The sequence below is a fragment of the Amycolatopsis japonica genome (assembly GCF_000732925.1).
In the GTDB taxonomy this organism is placed as follows: Bacteria; Actinomycetota; Actinomycetes; order Mycobacteriales; family Pseudonocardiaceae; genus Amycolatopsis; species Amycolatopsis japonica.
In genome coordinates this window covers 7,237,468-7,260,270 of record NZ_CP008953.1, presented here as the reverse complement: position 1 = coordinate 7,260,270, position 22,803 = coordinate 7,237,468, and the positions used below count along the sequence as shown (strand labels likewise).

The 22,803-nt window shown below is 69.1% G+C and carries 20 protein-coding genes and 1 other RNA gene; 13 read left to right on the top strand and 8 right to left on the bottom strand.

The genetic code is table 11. The features are described from left to right. The first annotated feature begins 16 nt into the window (after positions 1-16). The 3 genes from AJAP_RS33305 (at position 17) to AJAP_RS33295 (ending at position 3,709) form a co-directional block, all read left to right on the top strand. Entirely contained in the window at positions 17-754 is a 738-nt protein-coding gene (locus tag AJAP_RS33305; protein WP_038518885.1) for a zinc ribbon domain-containing protein, read from the top strand. After that, positions 751-1,860: a bifunctional RNase H/acid phosphatase gene (locus AJAP_RS33300; RefSeq protein WP_174492060.1), complete on the top strand. Its 1,110-nt coding sequence runs from the start codon at positions 751-753 to the stop codon at positions 1,858-1,860. Before AJAP_RS33305 ends, AJAP_RS33300 begins: the two co-directional genes overlap by 4 nt. Before the next feature lie 112 nt (positions 1,861-1,972). After that, positions 1,973-3,709: a hypothetical protein gene (locus AJAP_RS33295; RefSeq protein WP_038518883.1), complete on the top strand. Its 1,737-nt coding sequence runs from the start codon at positions 1,973-1,975 to the stop codon at positions 3,707-3,709. A 46-nt stretch (positions 3,710-3,755) separates the two neighbouring features. Here AJAP_RS33295 and sfnG read toward each other — a convergent pair whose 3' ends face one another. Genes sfnG through AJAP_RS33275 form a run of 4 tightly spaced genes read right to left on the bottom strand, consistent with a single transcriptional unit; the run spans position 3,756 to position 8,663 of the window. Next, positions 3,756-4,847: a dimethylsulfone monooxygenase SfnG gene (gene sfnG, locus AJAP_RS33290; protein ID WP_038518881.1), complete on the bottom strand. Its 1,092-nt coding sequence runs from the start codon at positions 4,845-4,847 to the stop codon at positions 3,756-3,758. Between the two features lie 33 nt (positions 4,848-4,880). Beyond that, complete coding sequence (locus AJAP_RS33285; protein WP_038518878.1) at positions 4,881-7,706, bottom strand: BREX system ATP-binding domain-containing protein; 2,826 nt, start codon at positions 7,704-7,706, stop codon at positions 4,881-4,883. A gap of 31 nt (positions 7,707-7,737) precedes the next feature. Then, on the bottom strand, positions 7,738-8,097 hold the full coding sequence (locus tag AJAP_RS33280; RefSeq protein WP_228694700.1) for a zf-HC2 domain-containing protein: 360 nt from the start codon (positions 8,095-8,097) through the stop codon (positions 7,738-7,740). Positions 8,098-8,108: 11 nt separating this feature from the next. After that, positions 8,109-8,663, bottom strand: a complete 555-nt coding sequence (locus tag AJAP_RS33275; protein ID WP_037331979.1) for a sigma-70 family RNA polymerase sigma factor — start codon at positions 8,661-8,663, stop codon at positions 8,109-8,111. A 246-nt stretch (positions 8,664-8,909) separates the two neighbouring features. On the opposite strand from AJAP_RS33275, the gene AJAP_RS33270 reads away from it, so the two are divergent. From AJAP_RS33270 to rnpB, 5 genes are all read left to right on the top strand, one after another. Continuing rightward, the gene (locus AJAP_RS33270; RefSeq protein ID WP_038518873.1) at positions 8,910-9,560 is read left to right on the top strand and encodes a DUF4142 domain-containing protein; all 651 of its coding nucleotides are present in this window, start codon (positions 8,910-8,912) and stop codon (positions 9,558-9,560) included. Continuing rightward, entirely contained in the window at positions 9,557-10,366 is an 810-nt protein-coding gene (locus AJAP_RS33265; RefSeq protein WP_038518870.1) for a ferredoxin, read from the top strand. The genes AJAP_RS33270 and AJAP_RS33265 overlap by 4 nt, the downstream gene beginning before the upstream one ends. Continuing rightward, positions 10,363-11,646: an NAD(P)/FAD-dependent oxidoreductase gene (locus tag AJAP_RS33260; protein WP_038518868.1), complete on the top strand. Its 1,284-nt coding sequence runs from the start codon at positions 10,363-10,365 to the stop codon at positions 11,644-11,646. Before AJAP_RS33265 ends, AJAP_RS33260 begins: the two co-directional genes overlap by 4 nt. After that, the gene (locus tag AJAP_RS33255; RefSeq protein WP_228694698.1) at positions 11,567-12,127 is read left to right on the top strand and encodes a COG4315 family predicted lipoprotein; all 561 of its coding nucleotides are present in this window, start codon (positions 11,567-11,569) and stop codon (positions 12,125-12,127) included. The genes AJAP_RS33260 and AJAP_RS33255 overlap by 80 nt, the downstream gene beginning before the upstream one ends. A gap of 14 nt (positions 12,128-12,141) precedes the next feature. Then, positions 12,142-12,540, top strand: an RNA gene (gene rnpB / locus AJAP_RS42675) — RNase P RNA component class A. A gap of 97 nt (positions 12,541-12,637) precedes the next feature. On the opposite strand, the gene AJAP_RS33250 is transcribed toward rnpB, so the two are convergent. The 4 genes from AJAP_RS33250 to AJAP_RS33235 are packed head-to-tail and all read right to left on the bottom strand — an operon-like array spanning position 12,638 to position 15,330. Further along, on the bottom strand, positions 12,638-13,273 hold the full coding sequence (locus tag AJAP_RS33250; protein ID WP_038518866.1) for a hypothetical protein: 636 nt from the start codon (positions 13,271-13,273) through the stop codon (positions 12,638-12,640). Positions 13,274-13,323: 50 nt separating this feature from the next. Then, a complete protein-coding gene (locus tag AJAP_RS33245; protein WP_038518863.1) occupies positions 13,324-14,466 on the bottom strand; it encodes a hypothetical protein in 1,143 nt (380 codons plus the stop codon). 5 nt (positions 14,467-14,471) lie between these two features. Next, entirely contained in the window at positions 14,472-14,804 is a 333-nt protein-coding gene (locus tag AJAP_RS33240) for a hypothetical protein (protein WP_038518861.1), read from the bottom strand. Positions 14,805-14,829: 25 nt separating this feature from the next. Next, positions 14,830-15,330, bottom strand: coding sequence for a YbaB/EbfC family nucleoid-associated protein (locus AJAP_RS33235; protein WP_038518859.1), 501 nt, complete (start codon positions 15,328-15,330; stop codon positions 14,830-14,832). 292 nt (positions 15,331-15,622) lie between these two features. Between AJAP_RS33235 and AJAP_RS33230 the strand changes: the two genes are divergently transcribed. The 5 genes from AJAP_RS33230 to AJAP_RS33210 all read left to right on the top strand — a co-directional run bounded on the left by AJAP_RS33230 (position 15,623) and on the right by AJAP_RS33210 (position 22,802). Continuing rightward, positions 15,623-16,486: an SCO6745 family protein gene (locus tag AJAP_RS33230; protein ID WP_038518857.1), complete on the top strand. Its 864-nt coding sequence runs from the start codon at positions 15,623-15,625 to the stop codon at positions 16,484-16,486. Between the two features lie 443 nt (positions 16,487-16,929). Next, positions 16,930-17,196 carry a hypothetical protein gene (locus AJAP_RS33225; RefSeq protein ID WP_005166545.1) on the top strand — a complete coding sequence of 89 codons (267 nt, stop codon included), beginning with the start codon at positions 16,930-16,932 and terminating at the stop codon, positions 17,194-17,196. 9 nt (positions 17,197-17,205) lie between these two features. After that, positions 17,206-17,682, top strand: a complete 477-nt coding sequence (locus AJAP_RS43255; RefSeq protein WP_073847573.1) for a hypothetical protein — start codon at positions 17,206-17,208, stop codon at positions 17,680-17,682. Positions 17,683-17,685: 3 nt separating this feature from the next. Then, positions 17,686-20,640, top strand: coding sequence for an ATP-binding protein (locus AJAP_RS33215; RefSeq protein WP_037331966.1), 2,955 nt, complete (start codon positions 17,686-17,688; stop codon positions 20,638-20,640). Then, on the top strand, positions 20,637-22,802 hold the full coding sequence (locus tag AJAP_RS33210) for a hypothetical protein (protein ID WP_038518855.1): 2,166 nt from the start codon (positions 20,637-20,639) through the stop codon (positions 22,800-22,802). Before AJAP_RS33215 ends, AJAP_RS33210 begins: the two co-directional genes overlap by 4 nt. The last annotated feature ends 1 nt before the right edge of the window (position 22,803 follow it).

Sequence of the window (22,803 nt, the reverse complement as noted above, 5' to 3'; positions counted from 1 at the left end):
AACTCCAAGGAGCACCGTGAAGGCCGACCCCGCCGTCCAGCGCCAGCTGCTCGAACTCGCGAAGGTGGACGCGGAACTCTCGCGTACCGCCCACCGTCGCCGCACCCTGCCGGAGATCGCCGAGATCGACGCGGGCGAGAAGACGGTGCGCGAACGACGTGACGCGCTGGTCTCGGTCCAGACGGCGGCGTCCGACCTCGACCGCGAGATCGCCCGTCAGGAGAAGGAGATCGAGTCGGTGCGCGCTCGCGGAGACCGCGACCGCAAACTCCTCGAATCCGGTTCCGTCGCGGCGAAGCAGATGACCGACATCGAGCACGAGCTGAACAGCCTCAGCCGGCGTCAGTCCGCGCTCGAGGACGACCTGCTCGAACTGATGGAACGCCGCGAGGCGCTCGAACTCGACGCCCAGCGCACCAGCGCCGAGGTCGCGAAGGCCGAGGGCGAGGTCGCCGAAGCCATCGGGCGCCGCGACGAGCACTTCACCGACCTCGACACCACCAAGGCACGCCGCGACGAAGACCGCGCCAAGCTCCTGCCGCGCTTCCCGGAAGACCTGCTGAAGCTCTACGAGCGGGTCCGCGCGCACAAGGGCATCGGCGCGGCGTTGCTGCGGGCCCGCCGCTGCGGCGCCTGCCAGCTCGACATCGACCGCCGCGAGATCGCCGAGATCAAGGCGGCCCCGGAGGACAACGTCATCCAGTGCGAGAACTGCGGCGCCATCCTGGTGCGCACCCTGGAGTCCGGCCTGTGACCGACCACGTGCTCGTCGAGGCCGACGGAGGTTCGCGGGGCAACCCGGGGCCCGCCGGGTACGGCGCGGTCGTCAAGGACGCGGCCACCGGCGAGGTGCTCGCCGAGCGCAAGGCCTACGTCGGCATCGCGACCAACAACGTCGCCGAGTACGGCGGCCTGATCGCCGGGCTCGCCGCGGCCGCCGAGCTCGGAGCGTCCACAGTGGACGTCCGGATGGACTCGAAGCTCGTGGTGGAGCAGATGTCCGGGCGCTGGAAGGTCAAGCACCCGTCGATGCAGCCGCTGAACGCCGAAGCCAAGGAGCTGGCGGCGCGGTTCTCGCGCGTGCGCTACGAGTGGATCCCGCGTGCGGAGAACTCCCACGCGGACGGCCTCGCGAACGAGGCGATGGACGCGGGGAAGCAGGCGGAAGCGCCGAAGAAGACCGTGAAGCAGGACAGGGTCAGCCCCGTCGGCTGGACCGGCGCGACCGGGACCCCGACCAAACTGCTCCTCGTGCGGCACGGCCAGACGGCGATGTCGGTCGAGAAGCGGTACTCCGGCCGCGGCGACGTACCCCTCACCGAGCACGGCAAGCAGCAGGCGGCCGCCGCCGCGAAACGCCTCGGCGCGATGGAGGGCCTGGTCGTCGACGGCGAGGCGGCGCCGATCATCGCCTCACCGCTGATCCGCACCCAGCAGACCGCGCAGGCGATCGCGGACGCGCTCGGCGGCCGGGTCGAGACCCACCCCGGGCTGATCGAGACCGACTTCGGCGAGTGGGAGGGCCTCACCTTCAAAGAGGCCATGGACCGCGACCCCGAATTCCAGACCAGCTGGCTTTCCGACACTTCGATCGCGGCGCCGGGCGGGGAGAGCTTCGACGGCGTGCACCGGCGGGTCCGTAAGGCCCGCGACGAGCTGATCGCGAAGTACGGCGGCCGGACGCTGGTGCTGGTCAGCCATGTCACGCCGATCAAGGCGCTGCTGCGGATGGGCCTGGACGCCGGGCCGTCGCTGCTGTTCCGCCTGCACCTGGACCTGGCCTCGCTGTCGATCGTCGAGTTCTACCCGGACGGCAACGCCTCGGTCCGGTTGGTGAACGACATTTCGCACCTCTCCTAGCCAGGAGATTGTGGCGCGGATCACGCCTGGATATGACGTGTCGCGGGCGGCCGATGGGGTATTGGCTACAGTTTCGGCGACGGCACGTGAGCGAAAAGGCAAAGACGGGGACATGACGGCGAGCGCACTCAGCGAAGCTTCCGAACAAGGCGTGCCCGATCCGGCGGAGACGCCGGCCCGTCGTGGCCTGGCCGCCCGTGTCGCACCGTACCTGGCGGTCCTCGCCGGAGTGGCGGCGCTGGCCTGGCACGCCACCCTCTACGGCCACTGGATCGTCGACGACGCGGCCATCACCTTCTCCTACGCGCGCAGCTTCACCGACGGCCTCGGCCCGGTGCTGCAGCCGGGGCAGCCCTCGGTCGAGGGCTGGTCGAACTCGACGTGGCTGGTGATGCTGGCGCTCGGCAAGCTCGTCGGCGTCTTCGACAGCGGCATGCTGTTCGGCCTACCCGACTACGTGCTGTTCCCGAAGCTGCTGGGGCTCCTGTTCACCGCCGGAACGCTGGCCGCCTGCCACATCGCGGCGAAGCAGATCTTCGCGCGCTTCGCCTGGCTGGCGACGTTGGTCGTCGGGCTGACGCTGGCCGCGATCCCGTCGTTCGTCATCTGGACGATCTCCGGGCTGGAGAACTCGCTGTTCGGGATGGCCGTCGCGTGGCTCGCCGTGCTGCTGTTCGTGGCCGTGCGCAAGGACACCCTGCTCACCGCGAAGGTCGCCGTCTGGTCCGGGGTGCTGGTCGCGTTCGCCGCGCTGACCCGCCCCGAAGGCCTGATCTACGGCGGCGCGTACCCGCTCGTCGTCCTGTTCCAGCTGCGGAAGCCGCTGCTGGGGCAGAGCATCAAGTTCGTCGTGGTGTCGGTGGTCGCGTTCGCGATCCCGTTCGGGGCGTACCTCGCCTGGCGGATCGCGGAATTCGGCAGGCTGCTGGCGAACCCGTCCATCGCCAAGGGGCAGGGGCTGCCCGGGCTTTCGGCGCTGAAGCAGCCGTTCGAGCTGGTCGGCTACGCCGGTGTCGCCGGCACGATCCTGCTTGCCCTGACCATCGGGTACGCGCTGGTCCGCGCGGAATGGCGGCGCGCGCTGATCGCGCTGCTGGTGCCGCTGGCGCTGGGCATCATCGCCTACGGCGTGATGGTCCCGGACTGGATGGGCCAGCACCGTTTCGCGACGCCGATCTGGATCCTCTCGGTGCTGGCGGGAACGCTGGCCGCCGGTGAACTCCTGCGCCGTTCGCGGGCGGCGCTGCGGACCGTCGTGGTGCTCGTGCTGGTCGCGGCCGCGATCCCGTCCGGGATGGGTTTCGCGTCGGCGTCGAAGAAGTTCCAAGAAGTCCCGACGGTGCCCGCGTGCCTCATCGCCGACCGCTTCGGCCGCGGCTTCAACACCATGGCCGACATCCTGGGCCTCCAGCAGGCGTCGCTGCTGCTGCCGGACCTCGGCGGCTCGTCGATGACCAGCCGCCTGCACCTGGTCGACATGGCCGGGCTGGTCGAGGCGGACGTCGCGGACTTCCTCAAGAAGGGCGACCTGCCGGGGCTGCGCGACTACGTGTTCGACAAGGTCAAGCCGACCTTCATCCACTCGTGGGGCCCGTGGGCCGCGGGCAACGGCATCACCGTCGACCCGCGGATCGACCGCGACTACGAGCCGATCTTCGTGTACCCGGGCAGCGGGCCGCGCAACGGCGACTTCGTGCGCAAGGACGCCGTCTCCAGCCCCGAGAAGCTGAAGGCCGTCCGGGACTACGCCGCGAAGACCATGCCGGACGTGGAGAAGGCGCGCTTCGGCGGGCCGCTCAAGGACTGCGGCCCGACCATGCACCCGGGCCAGACCGTCTACCTCCCGTAAACGCCCGCATTTCGTCCTCTGAATGCGGCCCACCGCATTCAGAGGACTAAACGCGGTCGAGGGCGGCTTCCTTCTCCCGGATCACGGGCAGCACGTGTTTCCCGAAGTGCTCGACGTCCTCCAGGTAGTGCAGGAAGCCGAGCAACAGCAGGTTCGCCCCGCGCTTCTTGTACTCGATCGCCCGGTCCGCGATCTGCTCCGGCGTGCCGATGAGCCCGGTGCGGAAGCCGTCGTTGTACTGCACCAGATCCTTGAACTCCGAGTCGGCCCACATCCCCTTCTTGTCCGATGTGGAGCTTCCCGCCTGCTTGACCGCGCCGCGGAAACCTTCGACCGCCTCGGTGTTCGCCTTCTCGACGATCTCGCGCAGCACGGCCTTCGCCTCGCTCTCGGTCTCCCGCGCGATCACGAAACCGTTGAGCCCGAAGCGAACGGCGTGGTCGTTCTGGGCCGCGTAGCCGCGGACTTCTTCGACCTGCTCGCTGAACCCGTCGAAGTCCTTGCCGTTGCTGAAGTACCAGTCGGAGACCCGGCCCGCGAGCTTCCTCGCGGCGGTGGAGTTGCCGCCCTGGAAGATCTCCGGATGCGGCCGCCCGACCGGTTTGGGTTTGATGTCGAAATCGTGGATCCGAAAGAAATCGCCGGCGAATTCGGCGTGGTCGCTCGTCCAGAGTTCCTTCAGCACGCGAATGAATTCTTCCGAACGACGGTACCGTTCGTCGTGTTCCAGCCACGGTTCGCCGAGGTTCGTGAATTCGTCCTTGAACCAGCCGCTGACCACGTTGACCGCCGCGCGCCCGCCGGAGATCACGTCCGCGCTGGCGATGAACTTCGCGAGCACCCCGGGATGCCACAGCCCTGGATGGACGGCGGCGATCACCTTCAGCCGCTGCGTCGCGAGCAGCAGCGCGAGGCTGAACCCGGTCGATTCGTGCTGGTAGGCGGCACCGTAGCTGGCCGTGTAGCGGACCTGGCTCAGCGCGTACTCGAAGCCGCTGTTCTCCGCGAGGACGGCGAGATCCCGGTTGTACTCGTATCCCCAGTCGGTGCGCTGCTCGATGTCGCTGGTGACCAGACCGCCGCTCACATTGGGGACCCAATAGGCGAATTTAAGTGGTTCGGATTCGATTCCCGGCATGCCGCGGAGTGAACCCGCCGCCCCCGGAAACCGTCAATCGGTGTCCACGCGCTGAGACCGCCCGAGCGCGGAACCCAATTCGGTGCGTCCGGTGATGCCCAGTTTGCGGTAGGCCCCGGACAAATGCAGTTCGACGGTGCGGCGGGTCAGGTGCAGTGCTTCGGCGATCTCCCGGTTGGTGAGACCCTGTGACGCCATCAGCGCGACGCGGTATTCCTGTTTGGTGAGACCGTGTTCGTTGTCCTTCGCCGTCGCGAGACTCGTCCGCGCGTCCCGCAACGCCTCCGCGGCCCGCCTCGCGAGCGGTCGCGCCCCGCAATGCTTGCTCGACTGCGCGGCCATCCGCAGCGTGCCGACCGCCTTTTCGGCCTGCCCGTGCCGGGCCTGCAGCACGCCGAGTTCGGTCAGCGCCTCGGCCAGCGCGAGTTTCGCGGTCGACCCGCCGAGCACGTCGACGGCCCTGGTGAGCAGGCGTTCGCCCTCTTCGTCCTCGCGGACGAGACCGGCCGTGGTCAGCGCGCCGCCGAGGATCCTGGGCGCTCCCCAGCGTTCCGCGGCCTCGAGATCCTCCTCCGCGAGCCGGGCCGCCGCGTCGGTACGGCCGAGCGCCAGCGCGGTGCGGGCGGCGTGCGCCCGCCAAGGCGCGAAGCCGGGGAAACGCATGCCGTGGTGTTCGAGACGGCGGCCGCAGCCGCGCAGATCTTCGTACCCGAGCTCCGGTTCACCGGTGGCCGCACGCAGTCTGCCTCGGGCGTAGAGCAGGTAGTTGTGCGTGAAAAGTGCTTGTGTGGCCCCGAAATCGACGCGATCCAGCAGCGCTTTGGCGACGTCGTGGCGGCCGAGGTCGACCGAGACCTCGATCAGCCTCGCCGCGCACAGCACCGCGATCGGGCAGCGGCTGGTGACCCCGCGTTCGTCGAACTGCCGCACCAGCGATTCGAAGTGGACACTCGCCCGCACCAGGTCTCCGCCCGCCTGCAGGGCGATCCCGCGGGCGAGGGTGGCGAGGGCGCCCTTCGGCACGTGGAAGTCCCACGGCAGGCGTTCGGTGTCGAGCACTTGGCAGAGCTTGTCGGTGAGCGCGGGTTCGTCGGCGAGGGCGGCCGTCGCGAGCGTGAAGAAGTACGGCTGCTCGAACAGTTCGGGCTGCTCGCCGGACAACGCCTCCCCGAAATGCCGGACGGCGTTCGCCGAGGACTCTCCGCCGCGCACCGTGTCGAGCGCGAGGAGACCGGATCGGCTCTGCCGCGAGGCGGGATCGTTCAGCGGCGCCCATTGCCGTTCGAAGTCGCGGAAGTCCGGCGGTGGCCCGAGTCTGCTGCCTGCTTCGGCGAGATAGGTCATGCACAGCAGCGGCCAGACGGCGTCGGGCCCGCCCGCGTCGAGCCGCGCGGCGAACTGGCCGGCGGAGTTGATCGCCAGCCGCGCGTCCGGGCCGCAGCACAGGGAAAGGATCATGGCCGTCGCGACGAAGGCCGCGGTTTCCCGGTCGTCGATGTGGTCGATGGCCTCGCGCACCCTGGCGGGGGCCGAATCCTGGTCGCAGTGGAATTCCGCGTGCGCGAGCTGAAGCAGGATCGCCATCCGCTTGCGTTCGCTGAGCCGTTCTTCGAGCGCGCGTGAGAGGAACCGGACGGACAGCTCCGGGTCGCCCTCGACCACGGAATGCCGGGCGGCCAGCCGCAGGACGTCGACCGCCCAAGGGATCCTGATCGCGGTCGCCTCCAGGAGATGGACGCCGACCCGCTCCGGCGCGGCACCCGCGTCGTGCAGGAGCCGCGCCGCCCGCGACTGGGTGACGGCCCTGGTGGTGAGCGGCATGTCGGCGAGCACCGAGTTGCGGACGAACCGGTAGGTCAGCGACGGCCGGTGGCTGTTGGTCAGCAGGTGCACGCGCACCATCGTGTCGATGGCCTCCAGAGCGGTGCTCTCGTCGACCCCGGCGAGTTGTGCCAGCAGGTCGAAACTCGCGTCCTCGCCGAGGATCGCGACGGCTTCGAGCACTTTCGGCGCGGCGGTGTACTCGTGCATGCGGACCCGCAGCACCTCGCCGATCATCGCCGAGCCCGCGGTGTCCAGATCCATCCCCGGGACCAGGCGGCGGCGCAGCGCGCCGAGCAGGAACGGGTTGCCGCCGGTGACCTCGCGGCATTCCTCGGCGAACCGTCCGACGGAGACCTGGAGGAATTCGGCGACGTGCCGGGTCCCGAGCCCGCGCAGCCGGATGGTCGCCGGGGTGCAGCCGGACATCTCCAGCAGGGCGACCTCACCGGTCTGCAGATGCCCGATCAGCGAGGTCAGCACGACCACCACCGGCAACTGCTCGACCCGGTGCCGGATGTAGGCGAGGCAGCGCATCGACCACGGGTCGGCGAGGTGGATGTTGTCGATGCCGAGGAAGACCGGCCCCTGCTCGGCGGCGTGCCGGACGATGCGGAAGAAGGCGTCGAGCGCCTCCGTCTGTTCCCGTTCGGTCCGGGGAGGGTGATCCGGCAGGATTTCGGCCGCGTGCGGCGTGCGCGGCCGCGGCGATCCGGGTTCGGCGGGCGCGTGGGTGAGCCCTTCGACCAGCTGACGGCCGACGCCGCCGCTCAGGTGGGTTTCCAGCCGGGACGCGGTGGCGATCGCGACGGTGAACCCGGCCGCTTCGGCGAGCTCACCGGCCGCGGTGAGCATCGAGGACTTGCCCATCCCGAACTCGCCGACCACCACCGCGCTGACGGCGCGGCCCCGCAGGGCGGCGCGGAGCAGTCCGGTGATCGTGTCGAGTTCGCCATCTCGACCCAGTAACCCGGCGGCGCGGCGCTTCGGTACCGAAGGCCCGCCGAAGGGACTCTCGGGATTTACTTCGGTATGCACCGTAGAGACCTTCGTGTCGGCTTGCGGCAGACTACTCGCATGTAAGCGGTAACGGGAGTGATCGCTGGTCGTCGAGGGGAGCAGGAGCCGGGATGTCCGCATCCGACGAGATCCGCCGGGACGATCGTTGCGACGACATCAAGGCCGCGACGACGCACGCCAGGAAGACCACGACGAGGTTGGCCGTGATCATCGACAGCCGGCCGCGACATCGCGCGGCGACGGGGGACAGGTAGCGCAGATCGGCCTTCGCCAGCGCGTCTTCCACCGACGCGAATTCCGCGACCTGCCGTCCGCATCGCGCGCAGCCCTTCAAATGCTTCTCGAAGGCGTGCGCCTCGGCGCGGTCCAGCACGCCGAGTACGTACGCCGCCACATCGGTGTGTTTCACCTTTCGCTTCCTCATCGGGACCCCAGTTCTCCTAACGACCGTCGCAATGTCTTCATGGCCGCGTACAGCCGTGATTTGACCGTTCCCTCCGGGATCCCCAATATCACCGCCGCCTCCCGGACCGTATGCCCGGTCAGATACGTCTCGTAGATGACGGCCTGATATTTGCCGTCCAGATAACGCAGTGCTTCGGAAATGACGAGTGCGGACAGTGACTGTTCGGTCCGGTCCGCTATTTCGGCGTTTTCGGAACTGTCCAGCTCGACCTCCTGTGGCCGGGCGCGCCGGTTTCGCCAGCCGTCTATCACGATCCGCTTGGCGACCGTGAGCAGCCAGCCGCGCAACATTCCTGGCTCGCGGTTCAACGTGTCCGAATGCTGCCAGGCGCGGATCAGTGTTTCCTGGACCACGTCTTCCGTCCATTGTTGATCATGGCCCGTCAGGTACATCACCTGCCCGAACAACGTATCCCGGAAATCCTTGTACAGCACCGAAATGAACTCGTCCGGAACCTCGCCCGGCCGATGGTCGCCATCGAACCGGCATCCTCTGCCCACTGCTTCCATAAGATTCGCTACCTCCCCGGCGGTGGAGGATTTCACGGGTTCGTACACCGTAGCGCAGACTATCGCCGTGAGCCATGTGCAGTAGTGGGTCGTTTACATTTAGTCGGCCGGTACGTATCGCGGCGATAAACGGTTCTAAATGTGTCGTGTGATGCACATCACACTGGCCTGCTCCGGCTAGATCGAACCGGCCGCTCCGGTTCGCCGTACTCCCAGTGAGGCACTTCGAGGACGGGGACGGGTGAAATGATCTATCGGCTGTTCGGACTGGTGATCGCCTGCTTGGTGATATGGGCGGGAACGCCCACCCATGCCTTCGCGGAAATCGACGCCCATGATCGTGAACTGCTCGTCCAGGTGCGCCAAGGGAGTTTGTGGGAAGGGCCGATCGGTCGTCAGGCGGAACAGCGCGGGAGCGGGCAGCGGGTACGGGAGGTCGGCCGGAAACTCGCCGACGACCACGACCGGCTCGACGCCCAGGTCCGGGCGCTCGCTTCGAAGGTCCGCGTCGAACTCCCCGCCGAACCCACCGCGGAACAGCGTTCCTGGATCGACGAGATCACCGGGGCCGCCGGCGCCGACTTCGACCGCCTCTACGTCAATCGCGCCCGCGCCGCGCAGGGGAGCATCTTCGGTCTCGCCTCCCAGGTGCGGGCCGCCACCCGCGACGACGCGATGCGGTCCTTCGCGCAGACCGCCGTCGACACCGTCATGCGGCATATGACCCTGCTCGAAAGCACCGGCATCGCCGAGACCACCTCGCTGATGGTCGCTCCCGGCGGCGGTGACGAACTCGACGGCGGCGACCTCGCGCTCGGCGTGCTCATGGCGGGGATCGCCGGGGGCGCGACCTTCGGGCTCGTCCGGGTGCTCGGGGCATCGGGCAGGCGCGTATGAACTCCGCGCTCCTGGCGGTCATCCCGGCCCCGTCACCTCATGACAGCGGGGTGCGGGACATCGCCGCCCTGTCGGCCCGGTTCGCCTACGTGACCATGTGCCTGACGCTGGTGTGGGGCGTACTGAGCGCCACCGGCTGGATCAGGCGCGTCACCGGTCACGAAGCGTTGCGCGGAGGTCACGTCGTGCTCGCGGTGTTCAGTCTCGCCACCGGTGTCGTCCATGGACTGTCCTATCTGTTCCTCGACGACGAGTCGTTCGGTGTCCTCGCACTGCTGATCCCGTTCGCCGGTGGTGGGTTCGCGCGGCACGCGGCCGGTGTCGTCGGGCTGGAACTGTTCATCGCCGTCTCGGTCACCGCGGCGGTGCGCCGTGGCGCGGCCGATCCCCGGGGGCAGCGGTTCCATCAGGCCGGCTACTTCGCGGTCGGCCTGCTCGCGATCCACTCCTGGCTGGGCGCGTCCGCGAACGGGAACCTCGCGACGGTCTGGCTCGGCGGGATCACCGTGCTCACCCCGGCCGTCGTGCTCACCGTGCTGCGGGTGCTCCCGCCGCGGGCGCTGGTCCTGCTGGGACTGCTCGAAGGCGACACCGGCCGGGCCGAGCCGGTCCGGATCTCCGTCGACGACAAGAAGTGCCACCGCTACGCCATCTGTCAGGCCGAAGCACCGCAGGTCTTCCAATTGCAGGGCGACGGACAGCTGCGCTACCTCCGGAAACCCGGCGCCAAACAGGTGCCGCTCGTACAAGCCGCGGCCAGAGCCTGTCCGATGCGGGCGATCCGATTACAGGGGGCGCGACGATGAGCGAACGGATCGTCGTGGTCGGCGGCGGGCTGGCCGGGCTGCGCTGCGCGGAACGGTTGCGGGAACTGCGGTTCGACGGCGAACTGGTGATCGTCGGCAACGAGCCGGAGCCGCCTTATCACCGGCCGGCGTTGTCGAAGCAACTGCTGACCGGCGCCACCGGCCCGGCGGAGATGATGCTCGCCAGGCCCGACGAGATCGACGCCGAATGGCGATTCAACACCCCGGCGACCCATCTGCAGCCGGGCCGCCAGGTCGTCCATCTGCCCGGGGCCGAGGAGCTGCCCTACGACGGGCTCGTCATCGCCAGCGGCGTCGAACCGCGAAGGCTTTCCGGTGTGCCGCACGGACATCCGCGGGTGGTCGTGGTCCGGACCCTGGCCGACGCCGCGGAACTGCGCGACAACCTCGCCGCCGACCACGGGCCGGTCGCGGTGCTGGGCAGCGGGTTCATCGGCTGCGAGGTCGCCGCCAGCCTGCGCGAGATCGGCCGGGAGGTCACCGTCATCGGCCGGTCGGCGCATCTGCTCGGCGAGGTCGTCGGCAAGCACATCGGGCAGAAGCTCTCGGCGCTGCACCGCTCGCGCGGGGTGCGGCTGGCGCTGGGCGCGTCCATCGACAACTGGCAGACCACGCCGAACGGGTTGCGGCTGCGGTCGTCCGACGGCTGGATCCTCGATGTCTCGTGTGTCGTGGTGGCCGTCGGCACGGTGCCGTCGATCTCGTGGCTGCGCGGGGCGAAACTGCCGCTCGACGACGGCGTCGTCTGCTCGCCGACCTGTCACGTGCTGGGAATGAACAACATCGTCGCCGCCGGGGACGTCGCGCAATGGCCGAACCTGCGTTTCGACGAGACGCCGCGGCGGGTCGAGCACTGGCTCAACGCAGTCGAGATGGGCCGTGCGGCCGCGGAGAACCTCCTCGCCGGGCCGCAGGCTTCGCGGCCTTTCGCGCCGGTGCCGCGGTTCTGGTCCGAACAGCACGGCATGCGCATCCAGGCGGGCGGCATCCCGAAGCTCGGCACCGACACCGTCGCGCTCGCTTCACCCGTCGGTGGCGAACGGCCCGTCACCGGCTTCGTCCGCAAGGGACGCCTCGTCGGTGTCGTCGGCCTCGACAGCCCGTCCGCCGTCCTCCACTGGACCAACGAGATCGCGGCACAGAACCCCGTCAGCCACCCGGGAGAAACGGAGACGCCTGATGCGCCGATCGCGGTTGACCATGCTCGTCGTCATCGCGGCGCTCGTCGTGGGCGCCGCGATGTGGTGGCAGGCGGCTGAACCCGCGTCGCGGACGGCTCAGGCTCCGGTGACGGAATCGCTCCCCAGCCCGCGGGTGTCGCAGCCCGTCACTTCGCGCGCCAGTACTCCGACGGACCCTCCGCCCGGCACGCGGCTCACCGCCGTCTACATGACACGGATGGGGCAAGCCGTCCTCGACGAGACCGGCGCCGTGCTGTTCCGCTACGAACGCGACAACCCGCACAAGGCCCGTTCGACCTGCCTCGGGGACTGCGCCGCGGTGTGGACCCCCGTCACGACGACCGGCACGCCCCTGGTGACCGGCATCGATCCGGCACTGGTCGACACCATCAAGCGTCCCGAAGGCGCCAAGCAGGTGACCTTGGCCGGTTGGCCGCTCTACAAATTCGCCAACGCGCGGCCCGGCGAATGGACCGGGCAGGGCACCGACCACGTGTGGTTCGTGGTCGAACCCGACGGACGGCGCAACCTGAACTGCCTGCCGGCACCCGTGCAGTAGGATTCGCCGACGGACGAGTCGGCGGGGCGGCCGCGAGCCGGGAGACCGGTTCGAGGAAAGTCCGGACTCCACAGGGCAGGGTGGTTGTTAACGGCAACCCGGGGCGACCCGCGGGACAGTGCCACAGAAAACAGACCGCCTTCGCTCGCTTCGCGGGCGGAGGTAAGGGTGAAACGGTGGTGTAAGAGACCACCAGCGTCCTGGGTGACCAGGACGGCTAGGTAAACCCCACCCGGAGCAAGGTCAAGAGGGAGCCGCGAGGCTCCTGCGCAGGCGATCGAGGGCTGCCCGCCCGAGTCTGCGGGTAGGCCGCTCGAGCCCGTCGGCGACGGCGGGCCTAGATGGATGGCCGCCACCCGTGCCGCCGCAAGGCGGGGCGGGGACAGGATCCGGCTTACACGCCGGCTCGTCCGTACTACTTCTCGAGGGCCCTCGGCAAATGCGGCGAAGGACGCCCTCCTCGCATCGCATGCGGGGAAGGCGTCCTTCAGCCCTCAAGAACCGAGCGAGCTACCTCGGCGCGTCCGGCCGTCCGGTCCAGTGAATGGTGTCCGGGAACTCGAAACGCTCCCGCAGGTACCGCTCCTCGGTGCGTCCGTGCAGCGTGAACGCGAAACTCGAACCGTCCGGCCAGGTCAGGACCCGTTTGCGGAAGTCGATCGCGGGAGCCTGCGGTTTCCTGGCCTGCCAGAGGATCTCCGGCGGCGGCGCGTCGGCCAGGTCCCGGTAGGTCGAACCGGTGTCCACCATCGCGATCGCGGACGGCGAGCACACCAGCCAGGGCCCGCTCGCCTTCCGGACCCGATCGGCGGGTTCGAGCGCCATCGCGTTCGCGGGGCCCTTCACGCGGATCTCCCGCTGGAACGGGTGACCGCCCTTGCCGCCGCCGCTGCCCGCACCGTTCAGCAGCGCGAAGACGTAGACGAACGCGCCGCCGATACCGCGGAAGACGTTCCAGAAGAACCGCCGGACGAGCCGCTTCCCCTTGACCGTGCCGTCCAGGCGCCTGCCGGGTACGTCGAAACCCAGATCGGTGTCGCCCAGTCGCAGCACGATGACCGGCTCGCGCCACTGGGCGGCCACCAGTTCCTCGACCCGTTCGCGGAAGCCAGGACGGACGAGGGCCTTCTCAGCCTTGTCCTCCATGCGCTCTTGGTGCGCGAAGATCTTTTCCGCCGCCCGCTGCCGGGAGTCGCTCAGATGTCGAGGTTCCCCCGCGTCTCCTCCGGGCTCTTGTCCCCGCCGATCTCGCTCTTGTTGAACCACGGCTCGTTCTCCCCCTCCGGCGTCACGGCTTCCTTGCCTTCGGTGTACGCGGCCTTGCCGGCTCCGATGCCGCCCTTGACGGCCGCGCCGGAGACCAGCGGGCGCGCGCCGACCGAGGTGCCGAACATCGTGGTGAGCACCCGGTTGCTCGGCGTGAGCGCGACCCCGGCGGTGTTCTCCAGGACGTTCAGCGAGAACTTCGACTCACCGGCGTAGGTACCGATCCGGAACTTCCTCGTCATGTCCACGACCTTGGTCGCGTACTTCGCGAGGTACTCGATGAAGGTGTCGAGCAGCTTGCCGAACTTGCCGAGGTACTTGGTCACCTTCTGCAGCACGCTGGCGGCCTTGGCGATGGACGCGGTCATCGCGGCGGCGACCGAGCTGCCGAAGCTGATCACCGACGCGGCCAGCGCGGGCAGCCAGATGGTGATCAGCCAGGAGATCAGCTCGGTGATGATGCCCTTGATCAGCTCCTCGATGACCACCATGACCATCGACCACATCTGCAGCACCTCGGCCACCGATCCGGCGGCGGAGCCGACGCCGCGGATCCCGGCCGAGAAGTCGCCCAGCGCCTCCTTCGCGGCTTTGCCGGCGTCGTCCACCCACTCGGCGAGCGCCGCGTCACCGGTCTTCTCGAAGTCGTCGGCGAGGGCGACGAAACCGTTCGCGAGGGTCACGAAGTTCTCCGACGCGTGCCCGATGGCCGGGCCGTCGCCGGTGACCTGGTGCAACGCGTCCTGCAGCGGCTGGACCAGTTCGAGCAGCATGTTCAGCCCGTGGCTGACCAGCCAGCCGATCGGGTCCATCGCGAAGGTGACCATGTCCGTCGCGGCGGCGCCGACGAAAGCGGCCCCGTCTCCGACCAGCGCGGCACCCGCGGAAGCCAGTTCGGCCGGGTTGTCCGCCTGGGCCGCCTGCTGGGCGTGCGAGGCGATCGACTTGCCCGACTTGTAGATCGTGCCCGCCACCGGCACGTGCCCCATCGCGCGATCGAGGTTCGCGCTCATGCTCTCGTCGTACGCCTGGACGTCGATCCCGTCGGCGATGCTCGACTTCTCCTCGGTCATGACCCCTACTTTCCGAGCGTTTCGTCGATGGTCGCCTCGTGCTTGCCGAACTCGACCTTTCCGGCTTCCTCGATGCCCCGGTACATCTCCGAGGCCTTGTTCAGCTTGGAGATGAACCCGTCCACGCCGTCCTTCATGTCGTTCATCAGCGAACGGAGTTCGCCGAGCCGATCGGTGTAGCCCTGCTTGGCCCAGATCCCGACGACTCCCCACGCCTCGTCGGTCACGTCGGCGGCGTCGATCTTGGCGCCGAACTTCTCCGCTTCCTGCTCGTAATAGGGGAGTTGCTGGGCATACGCGGCGATCGCCGCGATGTTCGTCTCGATTCCCTTTGACATCGTGGGAGTCCCTCGGTCGGTTCGGTCAGCTGCGGCGCAGGAAGGAGCCGTCGTCGAAGTAGTCGTCGTCGTCCCGCGGGGCGGGGCGGCGCGCCGGGCGGGATGGCTGCTGCGGTTGCTGCCGCTGTGACGCGGGTTCTTCCTCGACGGTTCCGAACGCCTCGGCCTGCGCCTCGCGAACCTGTTCCGACGTGTTGACGCCGAACGCCTCGCCGAACGTCTCGTCCACGATCCCGGCCTGCTGCTGAGCGGCGCCGGCGACGGCCTTGCGCAGGGTGCTCATGATCACCGAGGACAGGTGGCCCGCTTCGAGGCGCATGGCGCCCGCGCTGAGCCGGAGGTCGGTGACGGTTCCGCCCGCCCCGGCGACGACCGTGACCTCGCCGGAGGGGGAGGTCACGGAGGTCTCGACCTGCGCGATCCGCTCCTGCATGTCGCCGACTTCGGCGAAGCGCGCCTCGGCCTGGCGCACCTTGGCCTGGAAGTTCTCGAACTGGGCGATCAGTTGTTCCATCTGGGCGGACATCGTCGCTCCCCGTGCGCTGTGGTGATCCGTCTTCAGGAGTATGACGTAGCCGAGCCGGTTCGGTTCCCGCGTCGTCTCGGGGGTGGTAGCAAAGGTCCCTTGCTCCCCTTCGCGAGGACTGTGTGGATTTCGGGTCACCCAACGCAACGAAATCCACACGGTCACCACACGCCCCCCTGCTCCGCCAAGTGGTAGCAAAGGTCCCTTGCTCCCACGGGCACCGCGGCAGGTCTCTTGCTCCATTCGACGCCGAAATCTGCGCACGCCAGTTACCTGCCGGTAGGGTGCCCCCATGGGTGAAGCGAGTCGGGTCACGGGACGTTTCCGCGGGACGTTCGATGTACTGCATTCCCTTACCTACTTCGCCCCCGAGACGGAAGAGGCGCTCACGGGCGCCGGTCTCCGACCGGGGCGCATGACGTACTTCGCGGGCCGCGCGGCGCCGATGGGCGCGGTCGGGCCCGGCGTGGTCGCGGCGACGTTCTACAACTTCAATCCCGAACTGGTCGCCCGCCACATCCCGCGCGCCTGGACGCTGGCCACGCCCGAAAAGATCATCGAAGCCCGGTTCGAAGCCGTCGACGCGGCGCTGACCCGGCTCCTCGGCAAAGAGACCCTCGGCTCCGAAGCGGTCGCCGAGGCGGCCGAACTCGCCCGCGAGGCGACCGGCGGCTGCCAGCCCGACGGCCGTCCGCTCTACGCCGGGCACGCCGGCCTCGACTGGCCGAGCGAGCCTCATCTCGTCCTCTGGCACGCCATCACCCTGTTGCGCGAGCACCGCGGGGACGGCCACATCGCCGCGCTCGTCGCCAACGGGGTCGACGGGCTCGCCGCTCTCGTCTCGCACACCGCCACCGGCAAGGGGTTCCTGCCCGAGGCGGCCAAGGCCTCCCGCGGCTGGAGCGACGAGCAGTGGGACGCCGCGGCGGCCAAGCTTCGCGAGCAGGGCGTCCTCGATGACCAGGGCGGCCTGACCGAGGCCGGGAACGATCTTCGCGAGCGGCTCGAAGTCGCCACGAACGCGGCTTCGGCGGGGCCTTGGGAGCATCTCGGCGAAGAGAAGACGAAACGGCTTCACGAGCTGTGCGGGCCTTTGAGCCGCCAGGCCGTCGAAGCCGGCGCTTTTCCCGCGAATGTGTTCTCGACGGGCCGATAATCACGCTATGTAGTGAAAATGGCCGTCCCGATTTCGCTTTGGGTAACGGAAGCGTGACTTTCGCTTGATCGGCGTTCGCGTTTTTTGTGGAATGCGTGCTCACCCAGCGGACTCGCGAGAAGCCACCGAACGAGTCATGTCACACTGGTCGAGGCCGGATTCTCCTCGGCCGACCCGTACTCACAGTGAGCAAGATGCCTCGCAAGCGAGTGAGGCCGTTCGCACACTGCGAAATACGGGTGGCCGGGGTTAATCCAGACGACCCTTGCAACGATGATGGAGACCGAGGATGGTCGTGGTGCTGTGCCTCGCTCTGTGAACTGTAGACAAAACGACATCTACAGAGCGCGCTTTGACCACTACGCCTCGTGACGCCATGATGTTCGAAGCACCACCGAGCCAGAACCGCGCGAACCCCCTCTCCGCGCACCGGGAGTAATGCGATGATGACCTTGACCACCCTCGACACGCTGGCCGCCGGCGAGCTCGGCACCGGCAACGTCCGTACCTGGCTGATCGACAACATCATCCCCCTGGTGCTGCTGGCCGTCGCGCTCCTCCTGTTGTGGCTGGGCGGTGGCAAAGGGGACAACGCGGGTGTCATGCGCCGACTCGCCGGTGTCGTGATCGCGCTGGCGATCATCGGCCTCGCCGTGAGTGGCGCCGGAGTCAACGTGGGCCAGTGGATCGCCGGCCTCTTCACAGGCTGAGGGCTCGCGTTGCGTATCCGCACCGATGACGAGGTCTACCGGGTCGATGCCGTATGGCTCGGCCCGCCGAAAGCGACTTTTCCCTGGAGAGCCCGCTACGTCGCGTGGCTCGTCGGTATCCCGGTCTTCCTGCTCGTGCTCACCGTCGAACGGTGGGCGGGCTGGAGCTTCGGGTTCTTCTCGACCGCCTGGGCCTTCGTCGCCACAATTGTGATCACCAGATTGATCACGGCCAAGATCAGCCACGAGCGTCCGCTGGGCGCCGTGGCCGCGATGGCGGCGAAAGAGCTCAACACACCAAGAGAACGGACCACGGGCACGGGTGGCGCGGCCAGCGCGTCCCGCGTCCGGGTACGGGCGAGCCGCCCGCTACCGAAGCACCGCAGGAGACGGCAGTACCAGCACCACGGCTACGGCGGCGGCGCCGGAGCTCAGGGAACACCACGAGCGCGTCGGAGCCGCCCCGCGGCTCGGGCCGGGAGGTAGTCGTTGTTCGGTCGCGGCGGAAGCCGAGGAAAACGTGATCGAGACCTGCAGCAAGGGGCCTGGAACCCGCCCCAGCAGGTCCGCTCCGCGCAGCCCAAGAAGGCCGGCAAGGGGAGGCGGTTGCCCGGAGAGGCGGCCATACCCTCGTATACCCCGTCGATCGCGGCGCGAAGCATCGACGGGCACCTGTTACGCACCGGTTATGAGGTGTACGCCTGGTACCGGCTCGCGCCGCAGCGCTGGTCGTTCCGGTCGGACTCGCAGCGCCGCGACCTGATCGCGGCCATCGCCGGGCAGTACGCGGAGCTCCAGGGCCGCTGGCTGCACCTGCGCGTGACCAACCGGCCGTACCCGATCCGCATGTGGGCCGAGGCCCACGTGCACAACGCCGTCGGCCGTCCCCAGGACGTCCAGGGCGCGTTGTCCTTCGACGACTACCTCATCGGCGAGCAGCAGCAGCTGATGGGCCGTTCGATGGCCGAAAAAGAGGTCTACCTCGGCGTCCAGGTGCAGACCCGGCGGATGATCGACCGCGCGGTCGAGAGCGCCGCCCCGGTGCTGCGCAAGATCCTGCCGGAGGCCGTCGACGCCGAGCTGGCGGCGCTCGACTCCGAGGTCGAGCACCTCGACCAGGTGATCGGCTCGGCCGGGCTCGAAGGCCGTCCGGTGCACGCCGAGGAGATGTCCTGGCTGATGCACCGCTCGTGCTCGCTGGGCCTGCCCGCGCCGCGCAACATGCCCGCGGTCCCGGGCGCCGCCTGGGAGCCCGAGGACCTCGCCAGCTTCACCGACGCGGCGGATTTCCACGCCGAGCCGTACGCGCCGACGGTCACCGTCCGCGGCCGCACCGGGTCGAACGCCGGGGTCTCGCGGCATCTCGCGGTCCTCACCGTCGGCCAGATGCACGGCCTGCAGATCCCCGAGGTCGACGACCCCTGGATCCAGCACGCGGACCGGCTGCCCGCCGCGGTCGAGGTGTCCGCGCGGATCTACGTCCGGCGCCCCGAAGAGGTCGCCGGTGAGCTGCAGCGCCAGATGAACAAGGTGCGTTCGCAGGTCAAGCACTACACCGACGAGCACGAACTGGAGCCGCCGCAGTCGCTGGCGCGCCAGGCGGGCCGGGTGCTGGAGATCGACGACGAGATGACGTCGGGCTTCACCGCGCTGGCCACCCGCGTGCGTTCGTGGTGGCGGCTGGCGGTGTCCGGGCCGACGGAGCGCGACGCGCTGCGCCTGGCCCAGCAGCTTCTCGACCTCTACAAGCCGAAGATCGCCGTCGAGCATCCCGAGGCCCAGTACGCGCTGGCCAGGGAGTTCATCCCCGGCGAGCCGCTGGCCTCGGCGGCGTACATGCGCCGCGGTTCGGTCGTGTGGGCGTCCTCGGCGGTGCCGACGGCGACGGCCGAGGTGGGCGACCGCCGCGGCATCCTGCTCGGCGAGACCGTGACCGCGACCCGGCGCCCGGTGGCGTGGGACCCGTGGATGGCGCAGGAGATCCGCGACGGTTCCGGGCTGACGGCGATGGTCGCCGGCCTCGGTGGCGGCAAGTCGTTCCTCGGCGGCGGCATCGTCTACAAGACGCTCCGCGCGGGCGCGCACTGGACGATCCTCGACCCCTCGGGCCCGCTGTCGCGGCTGTGCGACCTGCCCGAGCTGCGGCCGTACGCGCGGCCGATCAACCTGCTCAACGCGCAGCCCGGCATCCTCAACCCGTACCGGGTGGTCGCCGAGCCGCAGATCGAGCATTTCATGGACGAGGACGACCCCGAGCGTTCCTGGCGGCGGGAGAAGGCCCTCGCGGGCGCGACGCGCCGTCGTCTCGTGCTCGACGTCCTCACCGGTGTCCTGCCGTACGAGGTCTCGCGGATGGCGCAGACCCGGATCGTGCTGCTGCGCGCCGTCCGCGCGGTCGGCGGCCGGTTCGACGCCGACCCCGGCCAGGTCATCGACGCGCTGCGCCGGGACTCCAGCGAGCACCACGAGCACGCCGTCGTCGTCGCGGACTTCCTCGACGAGATGCGCGAGCGGATGGCGCTGCTCATCCCGGAGACCGACGCGGACCCGTACTCCGAGACCCGCGACGACCGGATGACCGTGCTGACCATGGCGGGGCTGACCTTGCCGAAGGACGGCGTCCCGCGCGAGTACTGGACGGACGCGGAATCGCTCGGCGTCGAGATGCTGAACCTCGCCGCGTGGCTGACGCAACGGTCGGTCTACGAGAAGCCGAAGGAACTGCGCAAGGGCGTCTGGATCGACGAGGCGTTCTTCCTCTCCGAGGTCCCGACCGGTCGCGTGCTGATGAACCGCTTCGCCCGTGACTCGCGAAAGTGGAACGTCCGGGTGCTGCTCTCCTCGCAGATCCCCGCGGACTTCCTGAAGATCCAGGGTTTCGTGGCGCTGCTGGACTCGGTGTTCGTCGGCCGTCTCGACGACGACGACGCCCAGGCGGACGCGCTGCGCCTGCTGAAGGTCCCGGTCGGCGTCGGCTACGAACAGGTCGTCGCGGCGCTGGGCCGCCGTCCCGGTTCGCAACGCGATCTCCAGCGTGACGTCGAGCCTCGGCAGTTCATCTTCGGTGACGGCGCCGGCGGCGTGGAGCGGATCCGCGTCGACTTCTCCGGCCCGCACCTGGAACACCTGCGGCGGGTCATGGACACCACGCCGGGTTCGCCCGACGCCAAACCGTCGAAGCCGGGCAACGAGATCGCGGTCCCGGAGGAGAAGCAGTACGTCCCGACACCACCCGAGGACGACTTCGAGCTCGAAGAAGACCTCGAGCTCGCGGCCGAACTCGAAGTCGGCCTCACCGATGAGCAGATGCTCGGCGCCCCGGACCCGTTGGCGGCCGAAACCGGAGAAGTGCAAGGCGCCGTCCAAAATGGACATAACGGGAACGGGAGTCAAGGCGAGCACGCGCGCGCCGGCAAGGGTGGCACCGGCAGGGACGCCGCATGAACACAGTGCTGACACTGGCGTTCGTGCTCGCGTTCGCCGCCGGCTGGCACGCGCTGCGCCGCCGCCTGAAAGAGGGGCCGCGGCCCGGTAAGACCAGACCGAGCCGCCGGGCGACGATGTTCGTCGTCATGCTGATCCTGGGCCTGCAGGCCGTGGCGACCGCTCCGGCGGCGTCGGCCGCGGCCTGTGGTGAGGCACCGAACCCGGAACGCCCCGGCGCGGGCATGGTCGGCGCGCTCGACCCGCCCGCCACCGCCAAGGGCGAAGGCGGCAGCCCGTACAACGTCTACGGGTACGCGGGACACGTCTGGGACACCTTCGAAACCGACTGTGGCCCGCTCGCCGGGATCACCTCGCCCAACTCGACGATCGACACCTGGGCGGGCAACCAGCTGTTCAACATCGGCAAGAACATCGTCGGTGCCACGAACTCGCTGCACTACACGGTGTTGCAGGGCAGCCTGCTCAGTCCGCTGTACAACGCCGTCAAGGCCGGGGCCGAGAAGGTCTACAACAACATCTACGCCCAGCTGTTCGGCCTGGCCGCGCTGATCATGTCGATCATGTTGTTCCGCAACATCTGGCGCGGCGATCTCGCCGCGGTCAGCAAACGGGCGCTGTACGGGCTCGCCGCGGTCTGGCTGGCCGCGTCCTCGTTGGCGCTGCTGCGGTTCCTCGATCCGATCGACAACGCGATCGTGCAGACCACGACCAACATCCAGGCCGGGTTCATCGACGAGGCCAAGACCCCGCCGCCCACCGAACCGCCGCCGCCCGCGGCGCAACCGTGCCAGGCGACCCCGGAGGCCGTCGCGGCGCGCCAGCCGTGGGACCGGGTCCCGACCGAACTGCATTGCCGGGTCGTCTACGACAACTGGCTCCGCGGGGAGTTCGGCAGCCCGGATTCGCCGCAGGCCATCCAGTACGGCCCGCCTCTGCTGGACGCGCGGGCCTTCACCTGGAGCCAGATCCAGCAGGGCGGCGACGCCGACGCCGCGCTGGTGGACTCCAAGAAGGCGGCGTTCAAGGACATCTCCACCAAACTCGGCCCCGCGACCGGGTACTTCACCGGTGAGGACGGCAGCCGCGTCGGCGCCGGATTCCTTTCGCTCGGCCAGGGAATCTTCTACTCGCTGTTCCAGCTGCTCGCCAAGGCGACGGTGCTGCTCGCCCAGGTGCTGATCCGGATCTTCGTGCTGACGGCTCCGCTGATCGGCCTGATCGCGTTGCTGCAGCCACAGATCATGCAGCGCATCCTCAAGGTGGTCGGCGCGGTCGCCTTCAACCTGATGGTGCTCTCGGTACTGGCCGGCGTGCATACGCTCCTGCTGGAGGCGATCTTCACCGCGGGGAACTCCTTGTCCCTGCTGACGAAGATGGCGCTGGCGGCCATCATCACCGTGCTGCTGTTCATGGTCGGGCGCCCCGTGCGGCGGCTGTGGCAGATGGTCGAGATGTCCGTCGGCATGGTCGGCGGCGCGATGCCTTCACCGCGCGGCGGGCTCTTCTCCCGCTTCCGCAAGAAGAACAACGAACCGACCCCGCAGGACGCCTTCTGGCAGAACGTCCGCGACACCGACGACGTCGTCGACGGAGACCTTCGCGGTCCCGTGGGCGCGACGGTCGGCGGCGGGCGGTTCCGGCCCGAGGCGACGATCTTCGCCAGCTCCCAGCGGCTCGACAACGGTTCCGGTGCCATCCGCCCCGCGGCGGCGTGGTCGGGAGCGCCGTGGCCGGGCGCGGTCGGCGGTGGTGGCGGCCTGCCCGCGCTGCCCGCCGGCGGTGGCGGAGGCGTCCCGGTGTTCGGCCAGTACAACCCGTCCGCGGGCAATCCGGGCGACTCGATGTTCACCTCGGGCGGGCGGAGCCCGATCCAGGTCCCGAGCCGCCGGGTCGACACCTCGCCGGTCGCCGACCGGCGCTGGAGCGACGAACCGGAGCCGGTCGTGGTGCCGTCACGGATGAACTCCGCGGGCGGCGGCTACACCACGCCGGACTATTCGGGTGCCGTGCCGGTGCAGGCGGGGCCGTCGACGCCGCGTCCTCGCCGGGTCGATCCGGAGGTCGTCGCGGGCAAGCCGGTCTTCGTGCTGTACCGGCCTTCGCGCGGGCTGGAGGTCCGCGAGGAAGTCCGGGACACAGACCACGCCGTGGGTCGGTGAT

Excerpts from the sequence above, each read along its gene's own strand:
- AJAP_RS33260 (WP_038518868.1), top strand. The coding sequence starts at position 10,363 with ATGAGCGAACGGATCGTCGTGGTCGGCGGCGGGCTGGCCGGGCTGCGC.
- AJAP_RS33230 (WP_038518857.1), top strand. The coding sequence starts at position 15,623 with ATGGGTGAAGCGAGTCGGGTCACGGGACGTTTCCGCGGGACGTTCGAT.
- AJAP_RS33275 (WP_037331979.1), bottom strand. The coding sequence starts at position 8,663 with ATGGAAGCAGTGGGCAGAGGATGCCGGTTCGATGGCGACCATCGGCCG.
- AJAP_RS33250 (WP_038518866.1), bottom strand. The coding sequence starts at position 13,273 with ATGGAGGACAAGGCTGAGAAGGCCCTCGTCCGTCCTGGCTTCCGCGAA.
- AJAP_RS33235 (WP_038518859.1), bottom strand. The coding sequence starts at position 15,330 with ATGTCCGCCCAGATGGAACAACTGATCGCCCAGTTCGAGAACTTCCAG.
- AJAP_RS33245 (WP_038518863.1), bottom strand. The coding sequence starts at position 14,466 with ATGACCGAGGAGAAGTCGAGCATCGCCGACGGGATCGACGTCCAGGCG.
- AJAP_RS33210 (WP_038518855.1), top strand. The coding sequence starts at position 20,637 with ATGAACACAGTGCTGACACTGGCGTTCGTGCTCGCGTTCGCCGCCGGC.
- AJAP_RS33255 (WP_228694698.1), top strand. The coding sequence starts at position 11,567 with ATGCGCCGATCGCGGTTGACCATGCTCGTCGTCATCGCGGCGCTCGTC.
- sfnG (WP_038518881.1), bottom strand. The coding sequence starts at position 4,847 with ATGCCGGGAATCGAATCCGAACCACTTAAATTCGCCTATTGGGTCCCC.
- AJAP_RS33270 (WP_038518873.1), top strand. The coding sequence starts at position 8,910 with ATGATCTATCGGCTGTTCGGACTGGTGATCGCCTGCTTGGTGATATGG.
- AJAP_RS33240 (WP_038518861.1), bottom strand. The coding sequence starts at position 14,804 with ATGTCAAAGGGAATCGAGACGAACATCGCGGCGATCGCCGCGTATGCC.
- AJAP_RS33265 (WP_038518870.1), top strand. The coding sequence starts at position 9,557 with ATGAACTCCGCGCTCCTGGCGGTCATCCCGGCCCCGTCACCTCATGAC.
- AJAP_RS33225 (WP_005166545.1), top strand. The coding sequence starts at position 16,930 with ATGATGACCTTGACCACCCTCGACACGCTGGCCGCCGGCGAGCTCGGC.
- AJAP_RS33295 (WP_038518883.1), top strand. The coding sequence starts at position 1,973 with ATGACGGCGAGCGCACTCAGCGAAGCTTCCGAACAAGGCGTGCCCGAT.